General features: G+C 64.0%; 15 protein-coding genes. 10 read left to right on the top strand and 5 right to left on the bottom strand.

The genetic code is table 11. From position 1 onward, the window contains the following. Window position 1 precedes the first annotated feature (1 nt). The 6 genes from HDG37_RS21345 to lpxC all read left to right on the top strand — a co-directional run bounded on the left by HDG37_RS21345 (window position 2) and on the right by lpxC (window position 6,271). Window positions 2-943 carry a D-alanine--D-alanine ligase gene (locus HDG37_RS21345; protein ID WP_090801962.1) on the top strand — a complete coding sequence of 314 codons (942 nt, stop codon included), beginning with the start codon at window positions 2-4 and terminating at the stop codon, window positions 941-943. Between the two features lie 23 nt (window positions 944-966). Next, entirely contained in the window at window positions 967-1,719 is a 753-nt protein-coding gene (locus tag HDG37_RS21340; RefSeq protein WP_184051056.1) for a cell division protein FtsQ/DivIB, read from the top strand. A gap of 27 nt (window positions 1,720-1,746) precedes the next feature. Beyond that, window positions 1,747-2,979, top strand: coding sequence for a cell division protein FtsA (ftsA, locus tag HDG37_RS21335; protein ID WP_008921172.1), 1,233 nt, complete (start codon window positions 1,747-1,749; stop codon window positions 2,977-2,979). A gap of 116 nt (window positions 2,980-3,095) precedes the next feature. Next, window positions 3,096-4,298 carry a cell division protein FtsZ gene (gene ftsZ, locus HDG37_RS21330; RefSeq protein WP_184006597.1) on the top strand — a complete coding sequence of 401 codons (1,203 nt, stop codon included), beginning with the start codon at window positions 3,096-3,098 and terminating at the stop codon, window positions 4,296-4,298. Between the two features lie 265 nt (window positions 4,299-4,563). Then, window positions 4,564-5,067 (top strand): peroxiredoxin, encoded by a 504-nt coding sequence (locus HDG37_RS21325; protein ID WP_184051040.1) that lies wholly within the window; start codon window positions 4,564-4,566, stop codon window positions 5,065-5,067. A gap of 286 nt (window positions 5,068-5,353) precedes the next feature. Next, the gene (gene lpxC / locus HDG37_RS21320; protein ID WP_090801955.1) at window positions 5,354-6,271 is read left to right on the top strand and encodes a UDP-3-O-acyl-N-acetylglucosamine deacetylase; all 918 of its coding nucleotides are present in this window, start codon (window positions 5,354-5,356) and stop codon (window positions 6,269-6,271) included. A 63-nt stretch (window positions 6,272-6,334) separates the two neighbouring features. On the opposite strand, the gene HDG37_RS21315 is transcribed toward lpxC, so the two are convergent. Next, window positions 6,335-6,817 carry a DciA family protein gene (locus HDG37_RS21315; protein WP_184051038.1) on the bottom strand — a complete coding sequence of 161 codons (483 nt, stop codon included), beginning with the start codon at window positions 6,815-6,817 and terminating at the stop codon, window positions 6,335-6,337. A gap of 285 nt (window positions 6,818-7,102) precedes the next feature. Between HDG37_RS21315 and secA the strand changes: the two genes are divergently transcribed. The 4 genes from secA (at window position 7,103) to HDG37_RS21295 (ending at window position 12,664) form a co-directional block, all read left to right on the top strand. Beyond that, a complete protein-coding gene (secA, locus tag HDG37_RS21310) occupies window positions 7,103-9,919 on the top strand; it encodes a preprotein translocase subunit SecA (RefSeq protein ID WP_184051036.1) in 2,817 nt (938 codons plus the stop codon). A 153-nt stretch (window positions 9,920-10,072) separates the two neighbouring features. After that, window positions 10,073-11,314, top strand: coding sequence for a bifunctional glutamate N-acetyltransferase/amino-acid acetyltransferase ArgJ (gene argJ / locus HDG37_RS21305; protein WP_184022870.1), 1,242 nt, complete (start codon window positions 10,073-10,075; stop codon window positions 11,312-11,314). Window positions 11,315-11,351: 37 nt separating this feature from the next. Beyond that, window positions 11,352-12,221 (top strand): ATP-binding protein, encoded by an 870-nt coding sequence (locus tag HDG37_RS21300; protein WP_184051034.1) that lies wholly within the window; start codon window positions 11,352-11,354, stop codon window positions 12,219-12,221. Continuing rightward, on the top strand, window positions 12,218-12,664 hold the full coding sequence (locus HDG37_RS21295) for an NUDIX domain-containing protein (protein WP_184051032.1): 447 nt from the start codon (window positions 12,218-12,220) through the stop codon (window positions 12,662-12,664). The genes HDG37_RS21300 and HDG37_RS21295 overlap by 4 nt, the downstream gene beginning before the upstream one ends. Window positions 12,665-12,751: 87 nt before the next feature. Here the strand turns inward: HDG37_RS21295 and yacG are convergent, their stop codons facing one another. The 4 genes from yacG to HDG37_RS21275 form a co-directional block, all read right to left on the bottom strand. Next, complete coding sequence (gene yacG / locus HDG37_RS21290) at window positions 12,752-12,955, bottom strand: DNA gyrase inhibitor YacG (protein WP_184051030.1); 204 nt, start codon at window positions 12,953-12,955, stop codon at window positions 12,752-12,754. Window positions 12,956-13,078: 123 nt separating this feature from the next. Then, a complete protein-coding gene (gene zapD, locus HDG37_RS21285) occupies window positions 13,079-13,834 on the bottom strand; it encodes a cell division protein ZapD (protein WP_008921182.1) in 756 nt (251 codons plus the stop codon). Window positions 13,835-14,022: 188 nt separating this feature from the next. Next, window positions 14,023-14,637, bottom strand: a complete 615-nt coding sequence (gene coaE, locus HDG37_RS21280) for a dephospho-CoA kinase (protein ID WP_184051028.1) — start codon at window positions 14,635-14,637, stop codon at window positions 14,023-14,025. A 3-nt stretch (window positions 14,638-14,640) separates the two neighbouring features. Continuing rightward, window positions 14,641-15,582 carry an A24 family peptidase gene (locus HDG37_RS21275; protein ID WP_184051026.1) on the bottom strand — a complete coding sequence of 314 codons (942 nt, stop codon included), beginning with the start codon at window positions 15,580-15,582 and terminating at the stop codon, window positions 14,641-14,643. Between the last annotated feature and the right edge of the window lie 13 nt (window positions 15,583-15,595).

The following is a 15,595-nucleotide window of genomic DNA, read 5'->3' as shown; positions in this document are numbered from 1 at the left end:
GATGAGCAGTATCGACCCTAAACAATTCGGCAAGGTGGCAGTGCTGCTCGGCGGTAATTCCGCCGAGCGCGAGGTGTCGCTCAATTCCGGGCGCCTGGTGTTGCAAGGCCTGCGTGACGCGGGCGTCGACGCGCATCCGTTCGATCCGGCCGAGCGTCCGCTGTCCGCGTTGAAGGATGAAGGCTTCGTGCGCGCGTTCAACGCGCTGCATGGCGGCTACGGCGAGAACGGCCAGATCCAGGGCGCGCTGGATTTCTATGGCATCCGTTACACCGGTAGCGGCGTGCTCGGCTCGGCGCTCGGTCTCGACAAGTTCCGCACCAAGCTCGTGTGGCAGCAGCTCGGCATTCCGACTCCGCCGTTCGAAGCGGTGCTGCGCGGTGACGACTACGAAGCGCGCGCGAAGGAGATCGTCGCGAAGCTCGGTCTGCCGCTGTTCGTGAAGCCGGCGAGCGAAGGTTCGAGTGTCGCCGTGATCAAGGTGAAGAGCGCGGACGCGCTGCCGGCCGCGTTGATCGAAGCCGTGAAGCACGACCGTATCGTCGTGGTCGAGAAGAGCATCGAAGGCGGCGGCGAATACACCGCGTGCATCGCCGGCAATCTGGACCTGCCGGTGATCCGCATCGTGCCGGCCGGCGAGTTCTACGACTACCACGCGAAGTACGTCGCCAACGACACGCAGTATCTGATTCCGTGCGGTCTCGGCGCCGAAGAGGAAGCGCGCCTGAAGGTGCTCGCGCGCCGCGCGTTCGATGTGCTCGGCTGCACCGACTGGGGCCGCGCGGACTTCATGCTCGACGGCGAAGGCAAGCCGTACTTCCTCGAAGTGAATACGGCGCCCGGCATGACCGATCACTCGCTGCCGCCGAAAGCGGCGCGCGCGGTCGGCATCAGCTATCAGGAACTGGTGGTCGGCGTGTTGGCGCTGACGCTGCAGGATTAACCAAGGCAACCGCAAGCGACACCATGTGGAACAACGTTCGCCAGCTCAATCTCGCCAGCAACGCGCTGCACGCGTTGCTGGTGCTCGTGCTGCTGGCGGCGGGCGGTTACTGGCTGATCCAGCGCCCGAATTTCGCGCTGCGCGAGATCCAGATCGACGGCGATACCGAGCACATCAATTCGCCGACGGTACGCGCCGGCGTGGTGGGGCGACTGAAGGGCAACTACTTCACGGTCGATCTCGACGCCGCACGGCAGGCGTTCGAGCAGATGCCGTGGGTGCGTCACGCGAGCGTGAGGCGCGTGTGGCCGAATGCACTGGCTGTCACGCTCGAGGAGTACAAGCCGCTTGGGACGTGGGGCAGCGATCAACTGGTGAGCGTCGACGGCGAGCTGTTCACCGCGAACCAGGGCGAGCTCGACGGAGACCTGCCGGCGTTCGACGGCCCGGACGGTACGGCGAAGGAAGTCGTCGCGCGTTATCACGACTTCCAGAAGTGGTTCGCGGCGATCCACGAGACGCCCGAGGAAGTGACGCTGTCGCCGCGCTACGCGTGGACGGTGAAGCTGTCGAACGGCACGCAGGTGGAGTTGGGCCGCGAACGCAATCAGGACACGCTGGCCGATCGCAGCAAGCGCCTGACCGCGGCATGGAGCGCGGTGACGCAACGTTGGGGAAAGGATATCGAGAATGCGGACTTGCGCTATCCGAACGGTTTCGCGATTCGTGCCACTGGCATGCGCTTCATCAGCGAACCCGACAAGGGCAAGAAGTAAACGGACATCACACGCACTGAGCACGCTATGAGTAAAGACTATAAAGATCTGCTGGTCGCCCTCGACATCGGAACGTCGAAGGTAGTGGCCATCGTCGCCGAGTTGAAGGGCGAGGGTCACTACGAGGTGATCGGTCTCGGCCAGAGCGAATCGAAGGGGCTCAAGAAGGGCGTGGTGGTGAATATCGAAGCCACCGTGCAGTCGATTCAACGCGCGCTCGAGGAAGCCGAGCTGATGGCCGACTGCAAGATCACGAACGTGTTCACCGGGATCGCCGGCAGCCATATCCGCAGCTTCAATTCGAGCGGCATGGTCGCGATCAAGGAGAAGGAAGTCACGCAGGCCGACGTCGCGCGCGTAATCGAAACCGCGAAGGCGATCAACATTCCGACCGACCAGCAGGTGCTGCATATCCTCACGCAGGAATTCATCATCGACGGTCAGGAAGACGTGCGCGAGCCGATCGGCATGAGCGGCATCCGCCTCGAAGTGAAGGTGCATATCGTGACCGGTGCCGTGAGCGCGGCGCAGAACATCGTCAAGTGCGTGCGTCGCTGCGGCCTCGAAGTGAACGACCTGATTCTGCAGCCGCTCGCGTCGTCGCTCGCGGTGCTGACGGAAGACGAAAAGGAACTGGGCGTGGTGCTGGTCGACATCGGCGGCGGCACGACGGACATCGCGATCTTCAGCGAAGGCGCGATTCGCCATACGGCCGTGATTCCGATCGCCGGCGACCAGATCACGAGCGACATCGCGATGGCGCTGCGAACGCCGACGCCGGATGCCGAGGACATCAAGGTCGACTACGGCATCGCCAAGCAGGCGCTCGCCGATCCGGACGAGATGATCGAAGTGCCGGGTCTCGGCGAGCGCGGTCCGCGCACGCTGTCGCGCCAGGCATTGGCGGCCGTGATCGAGCCGCGCGTCGAAGAACTGTTTTCGCTCGTGCAGCAGGTGGTGCGCGAGTCGGGTTATGAGGAACTGCTGAGCTCGGGCGTCGTGCTGACGGGCGGCGCGTCGATGATGATCGGCATGGTCGAGCTCGGTGAGGACATTTTCCTGAAGCCGGTGCGCATCGGCGTGCCGGAGTATGCGGGCGGTCTCGCCGACGTCGTGCGCAATCCGCGCTATTCGACGGCGATGGGTCTGCTCGTCGAAGGACGCTCGCAGCGTATGCGCGGGCGCAAGGTTGCGGTGCAGTCGGGGTCGATGGGACAGGTGTTCTCGCGCATGAAGGACTGGTTCCTCGGCAACTTCTGACCACGGGTTTCGAGAAATTCGCGCTGGTGCCGGCGGCCGGCGCGCGACAGGGGGTTGCCCGATCTCCTGCCGGATAACGCCGAGTGGCGGTAACTTTTTATCTTGACGGAGGCAACATGGAATTCCAGATGCTGGAAACCGAAACGAGCGGCACGATCATCAAGGTCGTCGGAGTCGGTGGCGCTGGCGGCAATGCCGTTCAGCACATGATCAACAAAGGCGTGCAAGGCGTCGACTTCATCGTGATGAACACGGACGCGCAGGCGCTGTCGCGTTCGCGCGCCACCGCGGTGATCCAGCTCGGCAACACGGGTCTGGGCGCCGGCGCCAAGCCGGAAATGGGCCGCGCCGCCGCTGAAGAAGCACGCGAGCGTATCGCCGACGCACTGCGCGGCGCGCACATGGTGTTCATCACCGCCGGCATGGGGGGCGGTACCGGCACGGGCGCGGCACCGGTCGTCGCGCAGATCGCGAAGGAAATGGGTATTTTGACCGTAGGCGTCGTCAGCAAGCCGTTCGAATTCGAAGGCGGCAAGCGTATGCGCGTGGCGGAAGCCGGTTCGCAGCAACTGGAGGATCACGTCGACTCGCTGATCGTCGTGCTGAACGACAAGCTGTTCGAGGTGATGGGCGACGACGCCGAGATGGACAAGTGCTTCCAGTGCGCTGACGACGTTCTGAACAACGCGGTCGCGGGCATTGCGGAAATCATCAACGTCGACGGTCTCGTCAACGTCGACTTCGAAGACGTGAAGACCGTGATGGGCGAGCAGGGCAAGGCGATGATGGGCACGGCGACGGTTGCCGGCGTCGATCGCGCGCGTCTTGCGGCCGAACAGGCCGTCGCGAGCCCGCTGCTGGAAGGCGTCGATCTGTCGGGCGCGCGTGGCGTGCTGGTCAACATCACGTCGAGCCGTTCGCTGCGTCTGTCGGAAACGCGCGAAGTGATGAACACGATCAAGAGCTATGCCGCGGAAGATGCCACGGTGATCTTCGGCGCCGTGTACGACGACGCGATGGGCGACGCGCTGCGCGTGACGGTCGTTGCGACGGGCCTCGGCCGCGCGGCGAAGAAGCAGCAATCTGCACCGATGACGCTGCTGCGCACCGGCACCGACAACCAGCCGATCGGCGCGATGGCGCATGCGGCGTACGCACCGGCGGCAGGCCACGCCAGCACGGCCGACTACGGCGCGCTCGATACGCCGGCAGTGTGGCGCACGTCGCGCGACACGGCGGCCTCGCACGTGCAGGCGCTGCAGGAAAAGGGCGTCGATACGTACGACATTCCGGCATTCCTGCGCAAGCAGGCGGACTGAGCGCACGGGCAGGCTTCGTTGCCGCGTTGCGAGTAAGGTCGCAGATGCAGCGCTGGCGGACGAATGCACGAGCGTGGCGGGTGAACGGCAAGCAGGTCGCTTATCGTCTGATTTGCGGCAGGGGCAACTGCCCTCTGCGGATTAGCGAAGCGGACGAAGTGGCTGCCGCCGAACGGCGTTGGCTCAGAGTTGAATGGGCCGAACCGAAATTCACTGCGACACGAGGACGTGCGAGCGTGCTTCGCATCGATGCAAAGGACTGAGCATGATCAAGGAAGGTGAAAAGCTGCCCGACGCGACGCTCTTCGAGTACGTCGAAGACGACCGGGCGGGCTGCACGATCGGACCGAACAGTTTCGACGTGCACGAGCAGACGGCGGGCAAGCGCGTGGTGATCTTCGGATTGCCCGGCGCGTTCACGCCGACCTGTTCGGCCAAACATGTACCTGGCTATGTCGAGCATGCCGAGCAGTTGCGCGCTGCCGGCATCGACGAAATCTGGTGCGTGTCCGTCAACGACGCGTTCGTCATGGGCGCGTGGGGACGCGATCAGCACACCTCGGGCAAGGTGCGCATGATGGCGGACGGTAGTGCGGCTTTCACACGGGCGCTTGGTCTGGAGCAGGATCTGTCGGCGCGCGGCATGGGGATCCGTTCCCTGCGCTACGCGATGGTGATCGACGACGGCGTGGTCAAGACGCTGAACGTCGAGGCTTCCGGCAAATTCGAAGTCAGCGATGCAGCGAGTATTCTCGCCACGTTGAGCTAGTTGCTGACGTCGCACCTTCGTCGCGACCCCGCGCTTATGCCGCGTGGCGTTACGGCAACGGTGATTACGACGCTTTTGTGACAGGCCGTTACGCGGGCCGATGACCGGAAACGCCTCCATTCCGGGGCATCGGCCCGTCACGCTTTCCGTCGCTGAGCTCAGTGGGTAATGCAGCGAAACAGATTGTCACGTTCCCCGCAAAGACGCTGGTCTGGGGATTGGAGTATAATTCGCGCTATGGAATAAAAAATCCTGATTAGGATTTTCAATCGAACAGAATACCACCATGTTGAAGCAGCGCACAATTAAATCGATCGTCAAGACTGTCGGCATCGGGCTGCACTCCGGCCGTAAAGTCAATCTGACGCTCCGCCCGGCGGCGCCGGGCACTGGCATCGTATTTTCGCGCGTGGATTTGCCCACGCCGGTGGACATTCCTGCGTCGGCGCTGGCGATTGGCGATACGCGTCTGGCTTCCGTGTTGCAGAAAGACGGCGCGCGCGTGTCGACCATCGAGCATCTGATGTCCGCCTGCGCCGGTCTTGGCATCGACAACCTTTACGTCGACGTCACCGCCGAGGAAATCCCGATCATGGACGGCAGCGCGGGTTCGTTCGTGTTCCTGATCCAGTCGGCCGGTATCGAAGAGCAGAACGCGCCGAAGAAATTCATCAAGGTCACGAAGCCGGTTGAAATCCGTGACGGCGACAAGTTCGCGCGCCTCGATCCGTACTTCGGTTTCAAGCTCAAATTCACGATCGACTTCCGTCACCCGGCCGTGGACAAAACCGGTCAGGCGTTGGAAGTGGATTTCGCCAACACGTCGTACGTGCGCGAAATCGCGCGTGCCCGCACGTTCGGCTTCGCGCATGAAGTGGAAATGATGCGTGAGCTCGGCCTCGCGCGCGGCGGCAGCATGGACAACGCGATCGTGCTCGACGAGTATCGCATCCTGAACAACGACGGCTTGCGTTACGACGACGAGTTCGTCAAGCACAAAATGCTCGACGCCATCGGCGACCTGTACGTGGTCGGCCACCCGCTGCTCGCGTCGTACACCGCGTACAAGTCGGGCCACGGTCTGAACAACGCGTTGCTGCGTGAGCTGCTCGCGCACGAAGACTCGTACGAAATCGTCACTTTCGACGACACGCAGAAGGCCCCGCGCGGCTTCGCGTACGAGACGCAGACTGCGTTCGCATAAAGCCAGCGTAACAGGCAAGCAAATGAAAAACGGCCCCTCGGGGCCGTTTTTTTCGTCGAGCGTTCAGCGATTGCGCCGATGCCGCGCGGCCATGCGCGCGAGCGCCTCCTGCAACGGCGAAGGCTCGAGCGATTCGCTCAACGCCTGCAGCGCGGCGGCGCCTGCCGGCGTCATGCGCGCCTGTTTTACGGGCGGCGGTTCTTTCAGCGGCTGCGGCCGCACGCGAATCTTCAGCGCCTGCACGGGCCAGCCGCGCTGCTGCAAATCCGCCAGCAGCCGCGGCTCGAGATGCCGCAGACGCGCCGCGAGCGCGTTGTGCGCGGCGAACAGGGCCAGCACGCCTTCCTTGATGAAGCCAGGCTCGACGCTCGTCGCCAGATAATCGGGCAGCAGCTCGCGCAGATCCTTCTCGAGCGCGGCGATCTGCTCGACGCCTGCGCGCAGCGCAGCGAACGCGTCCGTGCGGGCGAGTACCTCGGCAAGCGGTTGCGGACGGCGCCGATCGAACTGCTTCGGCGGCCTTGAAAAGGACGAAAAACGGCTCATGTTTGGGATTGACGACGTGAGCTCGCCCCATGCGCGCTCACGCCGCGATTGTACCGCGCGGGCAGCTTGCGAAGTCGGTCCGCGCCGCGCCGGAGGTTGCCGGGCGGGGCTGGTGGAGGCCGGCGCCGTCACGCCTGCGACACGAGCGCGGCCGGAGGCGCGTGCTAAAATGCCCGATTCGAATTTACTCTTGGACTAAGCCGCCGAGGACTTTCCGACCCAGGCGCGGTATGCGCATAGTGCATACCGCGAGCCAGCCGAAGCCGCGACGCAGACACCGATCCGATGACCACCGGTTTTCTACAGAAGATTTTTGGCAGCCGTAATCAGCGGCTAGTCAAGCAATATCAAAAGACCGTCGCGGCGATCAATGCGCTCGAGCCGCAGATCGAGCAATTGACGGATGACCAACTGCGCGCCAAAACGGGTGAATTCCGCCAGCGCGTCGCGAGCGGCGAATCGCTCGACAAGATCCTGCCGGAAGCGTTCGCGGTCTGCCGCGAGGCCAGCAAGCGGGTGCTGAAGATGCGCCACTTCGACGTGCAGCTGATCGGCGGTATGGCGCTGCACTACGGCAAGATCAGCGAAATGCGCACCGGCGAGGGCAAGACGCTCGTCGCGACGCTGCCGGTCTACCTGAACGCGCTGTCGGGCCGCGGCGTCCACGTGGTCACGGTCAACGACTACCTCGCGCAGCGCGACGCCGAATGGATGGCGCGTCTCTACAACTTCCTCGGTCTGTCGGTCGGTATCAACCTGTCGCAGATGGAGCACACGGCGAAGCAGCAAGCCTACGCCGCCGACATCACCTACGGCACCAACAACGAATTCGGCTTCGACTACCTGCGCGACAACATGGTCTACGAGACCGACGCGCGCGTGCAGCGTAGCCTGAACTTCGCGGTCGTCGACGAGGTGGACTCGATCCTGATCGACGAAGCGCGTACGCCGCTGATCATCTCCGGCCAGGCCGAAGATCACACCGAACTCTACGTGCGCATGAACGCGCTGCCGCCGCTGCTCGAGCGCCAGATCGGCGAAGAGAAGGCGGACGGCACCGGCGTCGAGAAGCCGGGCGACTACACGCTGGACGAAAAAGGCCGTCAGGTCTTCCTGACCGAGTCGGGCCACGAAAAGGCCGAGCGCCTGCTCTCCGAGTGGGGCCTGATCGGCGACGGCGAAAGCCTGTACGCGCCGCAGAACATCACGCTGATGCACCACGTGTACGCGGCGTTGCGCGCGCACACGCTGTTCTTCAAGGATCAGCACTACGTCGTGCAGAACGGCGAAGTGATCATCGTCGACGAATTTACCGGCCGTCTGATGGCCGGCCGCCGGTGGTCTGACGGTCTGCACCAGGCGGTCGAGGCGAAGGAACACGTGAAAATCCAGAGCGAGAACCAGACGCTCGCATCGATCACGTTCCAGAACTACTTCCGCATGTACGCGAAGCTGGCCGGCATGACCGGCACGGCCGACACCGAAGCGTACGAATTCAACGAGATCTACGGTCTCGAAACGGTCGTGATCCCGACCAACCGTCCGCCGAAGCGGATCGACAAGCAGGATCAGATCTACAAGACCGCGAAGGAACGCTACGACGCGGTGATCCGCGACATTCGCGAGTGCTTCGAACGAGGTCAGCCGGTGCTGGTTGGCACGACGTCGATCGAGAACTCGGAGCTGCTGTCGCATCTGCTGAAGCAGGTCAGCTTGTCGCACGAAGTGCTGAACGCGAAGCAGCACGCGCGCGAAGCGGAGATCGTCGCCGAAGCGGGCCGTCCGCAGCGCGTCACGATCGCGACCAACATGGCCGGCCGTGGTACGGACATCGTGCTCGGCGGCAACGCGGAGAAGCAGGCGTCGTTCATCGAGCAGGACGAAACGCTCGCCGCCGACGAAAAGCAGCGCCGCATCCAGAAGCTGCACGACGAATGGCAGACGCTGCACGATCAGGTGAAGGCCGCGGGTGGTCTGCACATCATCGGCACCGAACGTCACGAGTCGCGCCGGATCGACAACCAGCTGCGCGGCCGTGCGGGCCGTCAGGGCGACCCGGGTTCGTCGCGCTTCTATCTGTCGCTGGAAGATCCGCTGCTGCGCATTTTCGCGGGCGACCGCGTGCGCGCGATCATGGACCGCCTGAAGATGCCGGAAGGCGAGGCGATCGAAGCGGGCATCGTGTCGCGCTCGATTGAATCGGCGCAACGCAAGGTCGAGGCGCGCAACTTCGATATTCGTAAGCAATTGCTCGAATACGACGACGTATCGAACGACCAGCGCAAGGTGATCTACCAGCAGCGCAACGAACTGCTCGAAGCGAACGACATCACCGAGACCATCAGCGCGATGCGTCACGGCGTGGTCGGCGACATCGTGCATCAGTTCGTGCCGGCGGGCAGCATCGAAGAGCAGTGGGACGTGCCCGAGCTCGAGGAAGTGCTGCGCAACGAATGGCAGCTCGACCTCGCGATTCAGGAAATGATCAACGAGTCGAACTCGATCAGCGCGGAAGAGATTCTCGAAGCGGTCGAGGCCGCCGCGGACGAAGGGTACGAGGCGAAGGTCCAGCTGGTCGGCCGTGAATCGTTCAGCGCGTTCGAGCGCTCGATCATGCTGCAGACGCTCGACCGCGCGTGGCGCGAGCATCTGGCCGCGCTCGATCATCTGCGTCAGGGCATCCATCTGCGCGGCTATGCGCAGAAGAATCCGAAGCAGGAATACAAGCGCGAGGCGTTCGAACTGTTCGCCGCGATGCTCGACGCCGTGAAGCTCGAAGTCACGCGCATCGTGATGAACGTGCAGATCCAGTCGCCGGAGCAGCTCGAAGCGGCCGCGGAGCAGATGGAAGAGCAGGGAGGTCATCTGGAGAACGTCGAGTTCCGTCATGCCGAGTTCGCGGAAGCCGGCGCCGCCGCGCCGGTCGCGGCCGAAGCGGCCACCGCCGCGATGATCGGCGACGCGATGAGCCACGGCCACGGCGCAGCGCCGCAGGCGGCCGTGCACATGAATGCCGACAACGTGCCGAAGGTCGGCCGCAACGACCCGTGCCCGTGCGGCAGCGGCAAGAAGTACAAGCAGTGCCACGGCAAGATCGCCTGATGGCGATGCGGCGCGCTTCCGGGCGCGCCGTGTCGTTTTTAAGCGCCGTTTGGCCGTTCTGATTTCGCGGGTGACCCGGCAACACACCCGGGTCATCAGTTCCGTTTCTCCGATGCCGGCGTCCGCCGGCATTTTCTTCGACAGGTCGCGACCATGGCTGTCAACTTTCCCTCGATCGATCCCGCTCAACTCCACCCCGTCGCCGGCGTCACGCTAGGCTGGGCGGAAGCGAATATCCGCAAACCGAACCGCAAGGACGTGCTCGTCATTTCCGTCGACGAAGGCGCGACGGTAGGCGGCGTGTTCACGCAGAACCGCTTCTGCGCGGCGCCCGTCACGGTCTGCCGCGAAAACCTGCAGCGCGTGCGCGCGGGCGGCAAGCCGATTCGCGCGCTGGTGATCAACACCGGCAACGCGAACGCGGGCACCGGTGAGCCGGGCCTCGCCGCGACGCGCGAAACCTGCGCGGAACTCGCGCGTCTCGCCGACATCGTGCCCGAGCAGGTGCTGCCGTTCTCGACGGGCGTGATTCTCGAACCGCTGCCGGTCGATCGTCTGAAGGCGGGCTTGCCGGCCGCGCTCGCGAACCGCAAGGAAGCGAACTGGTACGACGCGGCGCAGTCGATCATGACGACCGACACGCTGCCGAAGGCGAGCTCGCGCCAGGTCACGATCGGCGGTCATACCGTCACGCTGACCGGCATCAGCAAGGGCGCCGGCATGATCAAGCCGAACATGGCGACCATGCTCGGCTTCCTCGCGTTCGACGCGGCCGTCGCGCAGCCGGTCCTCGACGAGCTCGTGAAGCACGTCGCGGATCGCTCGTTCAACTGCATCACGATCGATGGCGATACGTCGACCAACGATTCGTTCATCCTGATCGCGTCGGGCAAATCGAGCCTGCCCGCGATCACGTCCACCGATTCGCCCGCTTATGCAGCGCTGCGCGACGCGGTGACCGAGGTCGCGCAGAACCTCGCGCAACTGATCGTGCGCGACGGCGAGGGCGCGACCAAATTCATGACCGTGCATGTCGAAGGCGGCTCGAGCGTCGGCGAATGCCGCCAGATCGCCTACGCGATCGGCCACTCGCCGCTCGTCAAGACGGCCTTCTATGCATCGGACCCGAACCTCGGCCGTATTCTCGCGGCCATCGGCTATGCCGGCGTCGACGATCTCGACGTCGGCAAGATCGATCTGTATCTGGACGACGTGCTGGTCGCGACTGCCGGCGGCCGCAACCCGGCCTACCGTGAAGAGGACGGCCAGCGCGTGATGAAAAAAAGCGAGATCGGCATTCGCGTCGTGCTCGGTCGCGGTAATGCGCAAGCCACGATCTGGACCTGCGATCTGTCGCACGACTACGTGAGCATCAACGCCGACTACCGCTCGTAATCAGCTTCAAAGCGCGGCCACGGGCCGCCTACTTACCATGGACAAACTCGAACAGTTTCTGAACCGGGCCGAAGCCGTGCTCGGCCGCCTGGAAGCGATGCTTCCGCCCGCCGCGCCGGAGATCGACTGGTCGGCCGCGGTCGCTTTCCGCTGGCGCAAGCGCCAGGGGCGCGGCTACTTGCAGCCGGTGCATGCCATTTCGCCGATCACGCTCGACGACCTGCAGAACATCGATCGCCAGAAGGGGGTGATCGAACAGAACACGCGCCAGTTCGTGCGCGCTCAGCCGGCCAACAACGTGCTGCTGACGGGCGCGCGCGGTACCGGCAAGTCGTCGCTGATCAAGGCGTGCCTGAACGCGTATGCGAAAGACGGCCTGCGCCTGATCGAAGTGGACAAGGACGATCTGCACGACCTCGGCGACATCGTCGATCTGATCGCGAAGCGGCCGGAGCGCTTCGTCGTGTTCTGCGACGACCTGTCGTTCGAAGAAGGCGAGTCGGGCTACAAGGCGCTGAAGGTCGCGCTCGACGGCTCGGTGGCCGCGCAGTCCGACAACGTACTGATCTATGCGACGTCGAACCGCCGCCATCTGCTGCCTGAGTACATGAGCGACAACGAGACGTACAAGCACACTTCGGACGGCGAGATTCATCCGGGTGAACTGGTCGAAGAGAAGATTTCGCTGTCCGAGCGTTTCGGGCTGTGGGTCAGCTTCTATCCGTTCAAGCAGGACGACTACCTGACGATCATCGCGCACTGGCTGCGCCACTTCGGCTGCGACGACGCCGAGATCGAATCGGCGCGCGGCGATGCGCTCGTGTGGGCGCTCGAACGTGGCTCGCGCTCGGGACGGGTCGCATGGCAGTTCGCGCGCGACTGGTCCGGCCGTAAGACGCCGGCATGAGCGACGCTAACAAAAGCGCCGGCCATAGCGTGGGCGTCAACGGCGCTGGCCGTCCGGTCACCGAAGTCGCGGTCGGCGTGCTGGTGCAGCCGGATGGGCGCTATCTGCTCGCGCAGCGTCCGACGGGCAAGCCGTACGAGGGCTACTGGGAGTTTCCGGGCGGCAAGCTCGAAGCGGGCGAATCGGTCGAGGCCGCGCTAGCGCGCGAGCTGCACGAGGAGCTGGGAATCGAGGTCGAGGCGAGCCATCTGTGGCATACGCTCGAACACGATTATCCGCACGCCTATGTGCGCCTCTTCTTCTGCAAGGTGACGCAGTGGTCGGGCGAGCCGCACGGGCGTGAAGGCCAGGCCTTCGTCTGGCAGAGCTTGCCTGCGGATGTCTCGCCGTTGCTGCCGGCCACGATCCCGGTGCTGGAGTGGCTCGCGGCTGAGAAGAAGTGATTGATTGAAGGCAGTGACTGAAAAAGCCACGCGGTAGCGGGCGCTGTATCGGCAGCGCCGGTTCGCGTGGCTTTTTTACTGACTCGCTCAGTGCGGGTTGTAGTCGCCGCGCGGCGTTTCCTCTTCGGACGAAGATCCTTCCTGTTCGTTGCCGCCAATCCTGTATTTTTCGGCGGCCCATGCGCCCAGATCGATCTGTTTGCAGCGCTCGGAGCAGAACGGACGGAAGCGGCTCTCGGAGGTCCAGCGGACATCTTTATCGCAGGTAGGACATTTGACGACGGTAGGCATACGGTCGGACGGTCAATCGCAAACGGAACAAGTAACGAATATAGGGCTATTTCGCGCCGGTTCAAAGGCGCGGTCGGTCCTATCCGGTGTGCGCTGCTCAATGCGGCGGTGATTGACAGGCGATTACAGGCTGCAGAGCGTGAGTTGGAACGGCACGTCGACGTCGACCGCGCGCGGCCGCAGATCGCCGTCCTGCACCGTAAAGCGCACCCACAGCATGTACTTGTTGGCGCTCGCTTCGGGAATCACGCGCAATTCGGGAGCGACGCGAACCTGCATCAATTGATACGAGCGGCCCGACAGCATTTGCTGATAGCTGCCTTGCATCGCCATCACCTTCGACGCCTGGCCCGACTCACGCGCGAGCCGCAGCACGATGGTGGCCGCGTCGCGCAGCGGCAAAAGCGGTGTCACCCACTTGGCGATGTCCTGGCGCCGCTGATCGGGATGCAACTGTTGCCACGCGTAATACGAGGGCAGGTCGAATTTGCAGGTACCACCGGGGATGATTGCGCGGCTGCGAATGCTCGCGAGCCACTCGTTGTCTGCAAGATGCTGGCCGGTCTTGCCTTGCATCTGCGTGAGCCCCGCAAGCGTCTGCTCGATTTCGCCGAGCACCGCTTCGAGCGCGTTCTGCTCGATGCCCGGATTGCCGCGAAATGGCGCGAGCGTTTGCCGCTGCCGCTCGAGCTCTTTCATCAGATCCGATTTCAGATCCGCGCGGCCCGCCACTTCGGAGATTTCGAACAGCGTTGTCAGTGCGACGTGATGTTCCCGCGCGTCTTCCTGAGTCAGAAAGAACGTGAAGCGCTCGAACAGATCTTCGAGCCGCAACAGCGTCCGGATTCGCTCATTGAAGGGGTACTCGTAAAGGATCAAGCGGGCTCGCCTCGGGCGTGGTCGGTGACAGGAATGCAAAACATTCTAATGCCGTGGGACTACCCAGGCAATCACGCACTTTTTCTGCGCGCTTTCGCAACTTTTTTGTGAGTTCCCGGTGTTATGAGCGCTTCGGCTCCCGCGTGCGCGCAAAGTTCAATGTGCCGGTGACGACGCGTCTGCGCGCGCTACAACTCGGCATCGCCCGTCGCCAGCGACAGATAGGCTTGATGGTGAGCGTCCACCTGCGCCTCGAGTTCTTCGAGCGGCGCATTGTCATTGACGATCACGTCGTCGGCGGCGGCGAGCCGCGCTTCGCGCGTGGCCTGGCGCGCAATGATTGCGAGCACCTGCTCACGGCTGAAGCCGTTGCGGCTCATCACACGCGCGATCTGCGTGTCGACGCTGCAATCGACGGTGAGCACGCGATTCACGCGGTTCTTCCAGGTCCCGGACTCGACCAGCAACGGCACCACGACGATCACATACGGTCCTTTCGCTTCGCGCTCTTCGCGCTCGGTTTCCGCGCGAATCAGCGGATGCGTGATGCCTTCGAGACGTTTGCGCGCGGTCTCGTCGCTGAACACGAGCGTGCGCATGCGCGCGCGATCGAGGGAGCCGTCGGCGGTGACGAATTGCGCGCCGAATTCGGCGGCGATGTGCGGCATTGCGAGGCCATGCGGCGCGGTGATGCGATGCGCGATCACGTCCGTGTCGACGAGCGGCACGCCGTGCGCGGCGAACAGGTCGGCCACCGTCGATTTGCCGCTGCCGATGCCGCCAGTGAGTCCCACAACGAACATGGTTCAGCCCCCCAGAGCCAGATAAAGCGGCGTGCCGGCAAACAGCGTCAACACACCGCCCGCCGCGAGAAACGGCCCGAACGGCAGCGGCTCCTCGAAGCGCATACGGCCACGCCACGTCGCCGCGAGGCCGATCACGGCACCGGCCACCGCGGCGACCAGCACGATCTGCGGCAGCGCGGGCCAGCCGAGCCACGCACCGAGCGCGGCGAGCAGCTTGAAGTCGCCATAGCCCATGCCTTCGATACCACGCACGAGCTTGAACGCCCAATGCACGGCCCACAACGCCAGATATCCGAAGATAGCGCCGAGCACGGCATCATGCAGATTCGTGAACATGCCGTTGAAATTGACGATCAGGCCGGCCCACAACAGCGGCAGCGTCAAGGAGTCGGGCAGCAAATGCGTGTCGACGTCAATCGCGCTCATCGCGAGCAACGTCGCGCACAGGCCGAACGCGGCGAGCGCCATCAGCGTCGGGCCGAACGCTATCAGTGCGCCTGCCGCGAAAGCGGCGCTCGCGATTTCGAGCAGCGGATAGCGTGCGCTGATATGCGTGCCGCACGCGGAACAACGGCCGCGTAACAGCAGGTAGCTCAGCACCGGCAAGTTTTCCCACGCGCTCAGCACATGGCCGCAATGCGGGCACGCGCTGCGCGGCGCCCACAGATTGTAGCGCGCGGGCAGTCCGTGGTCTGGCGGCGGCACGTCGGTGGTCTCGCTGATTTCGGCGCGCCATGCACGCTCGAGCATGATCGGCAATCGATGCACGACCACGTTCAGGAAGCTGCCAATCACGAGGCCAAGCACGATCGCGAATGCGATCTGCACGCCGGCGGGCAGGCTCGCGAGCGCGAAGCCGATATCGCTGGCAAAGCGGCCCGGCAGTAAGCCCGCGAGCAGGCTGGAGGAAGTTTGTGACACGAGCGGAAGAGGAGCCTGCATGGTGACGAAGTGG

Origin of the sequence: Paraburkholderia sp. MM5384-R2, assembly GCF_014201025.1 — a bacterium.
In the GTDB taxonomy this organism is placed as follows: Bacteria; Pseudomonadota; Gammaproteobacteria; order Burkholderiales; family Burkholderiaceae; genus Paraburkholderia; species Paraburkholderia tuberum.
Note: the sequence above shows the minus strand (reverse complement) of the source record. Positions and strands in the feature narration are given on the sequence as shown.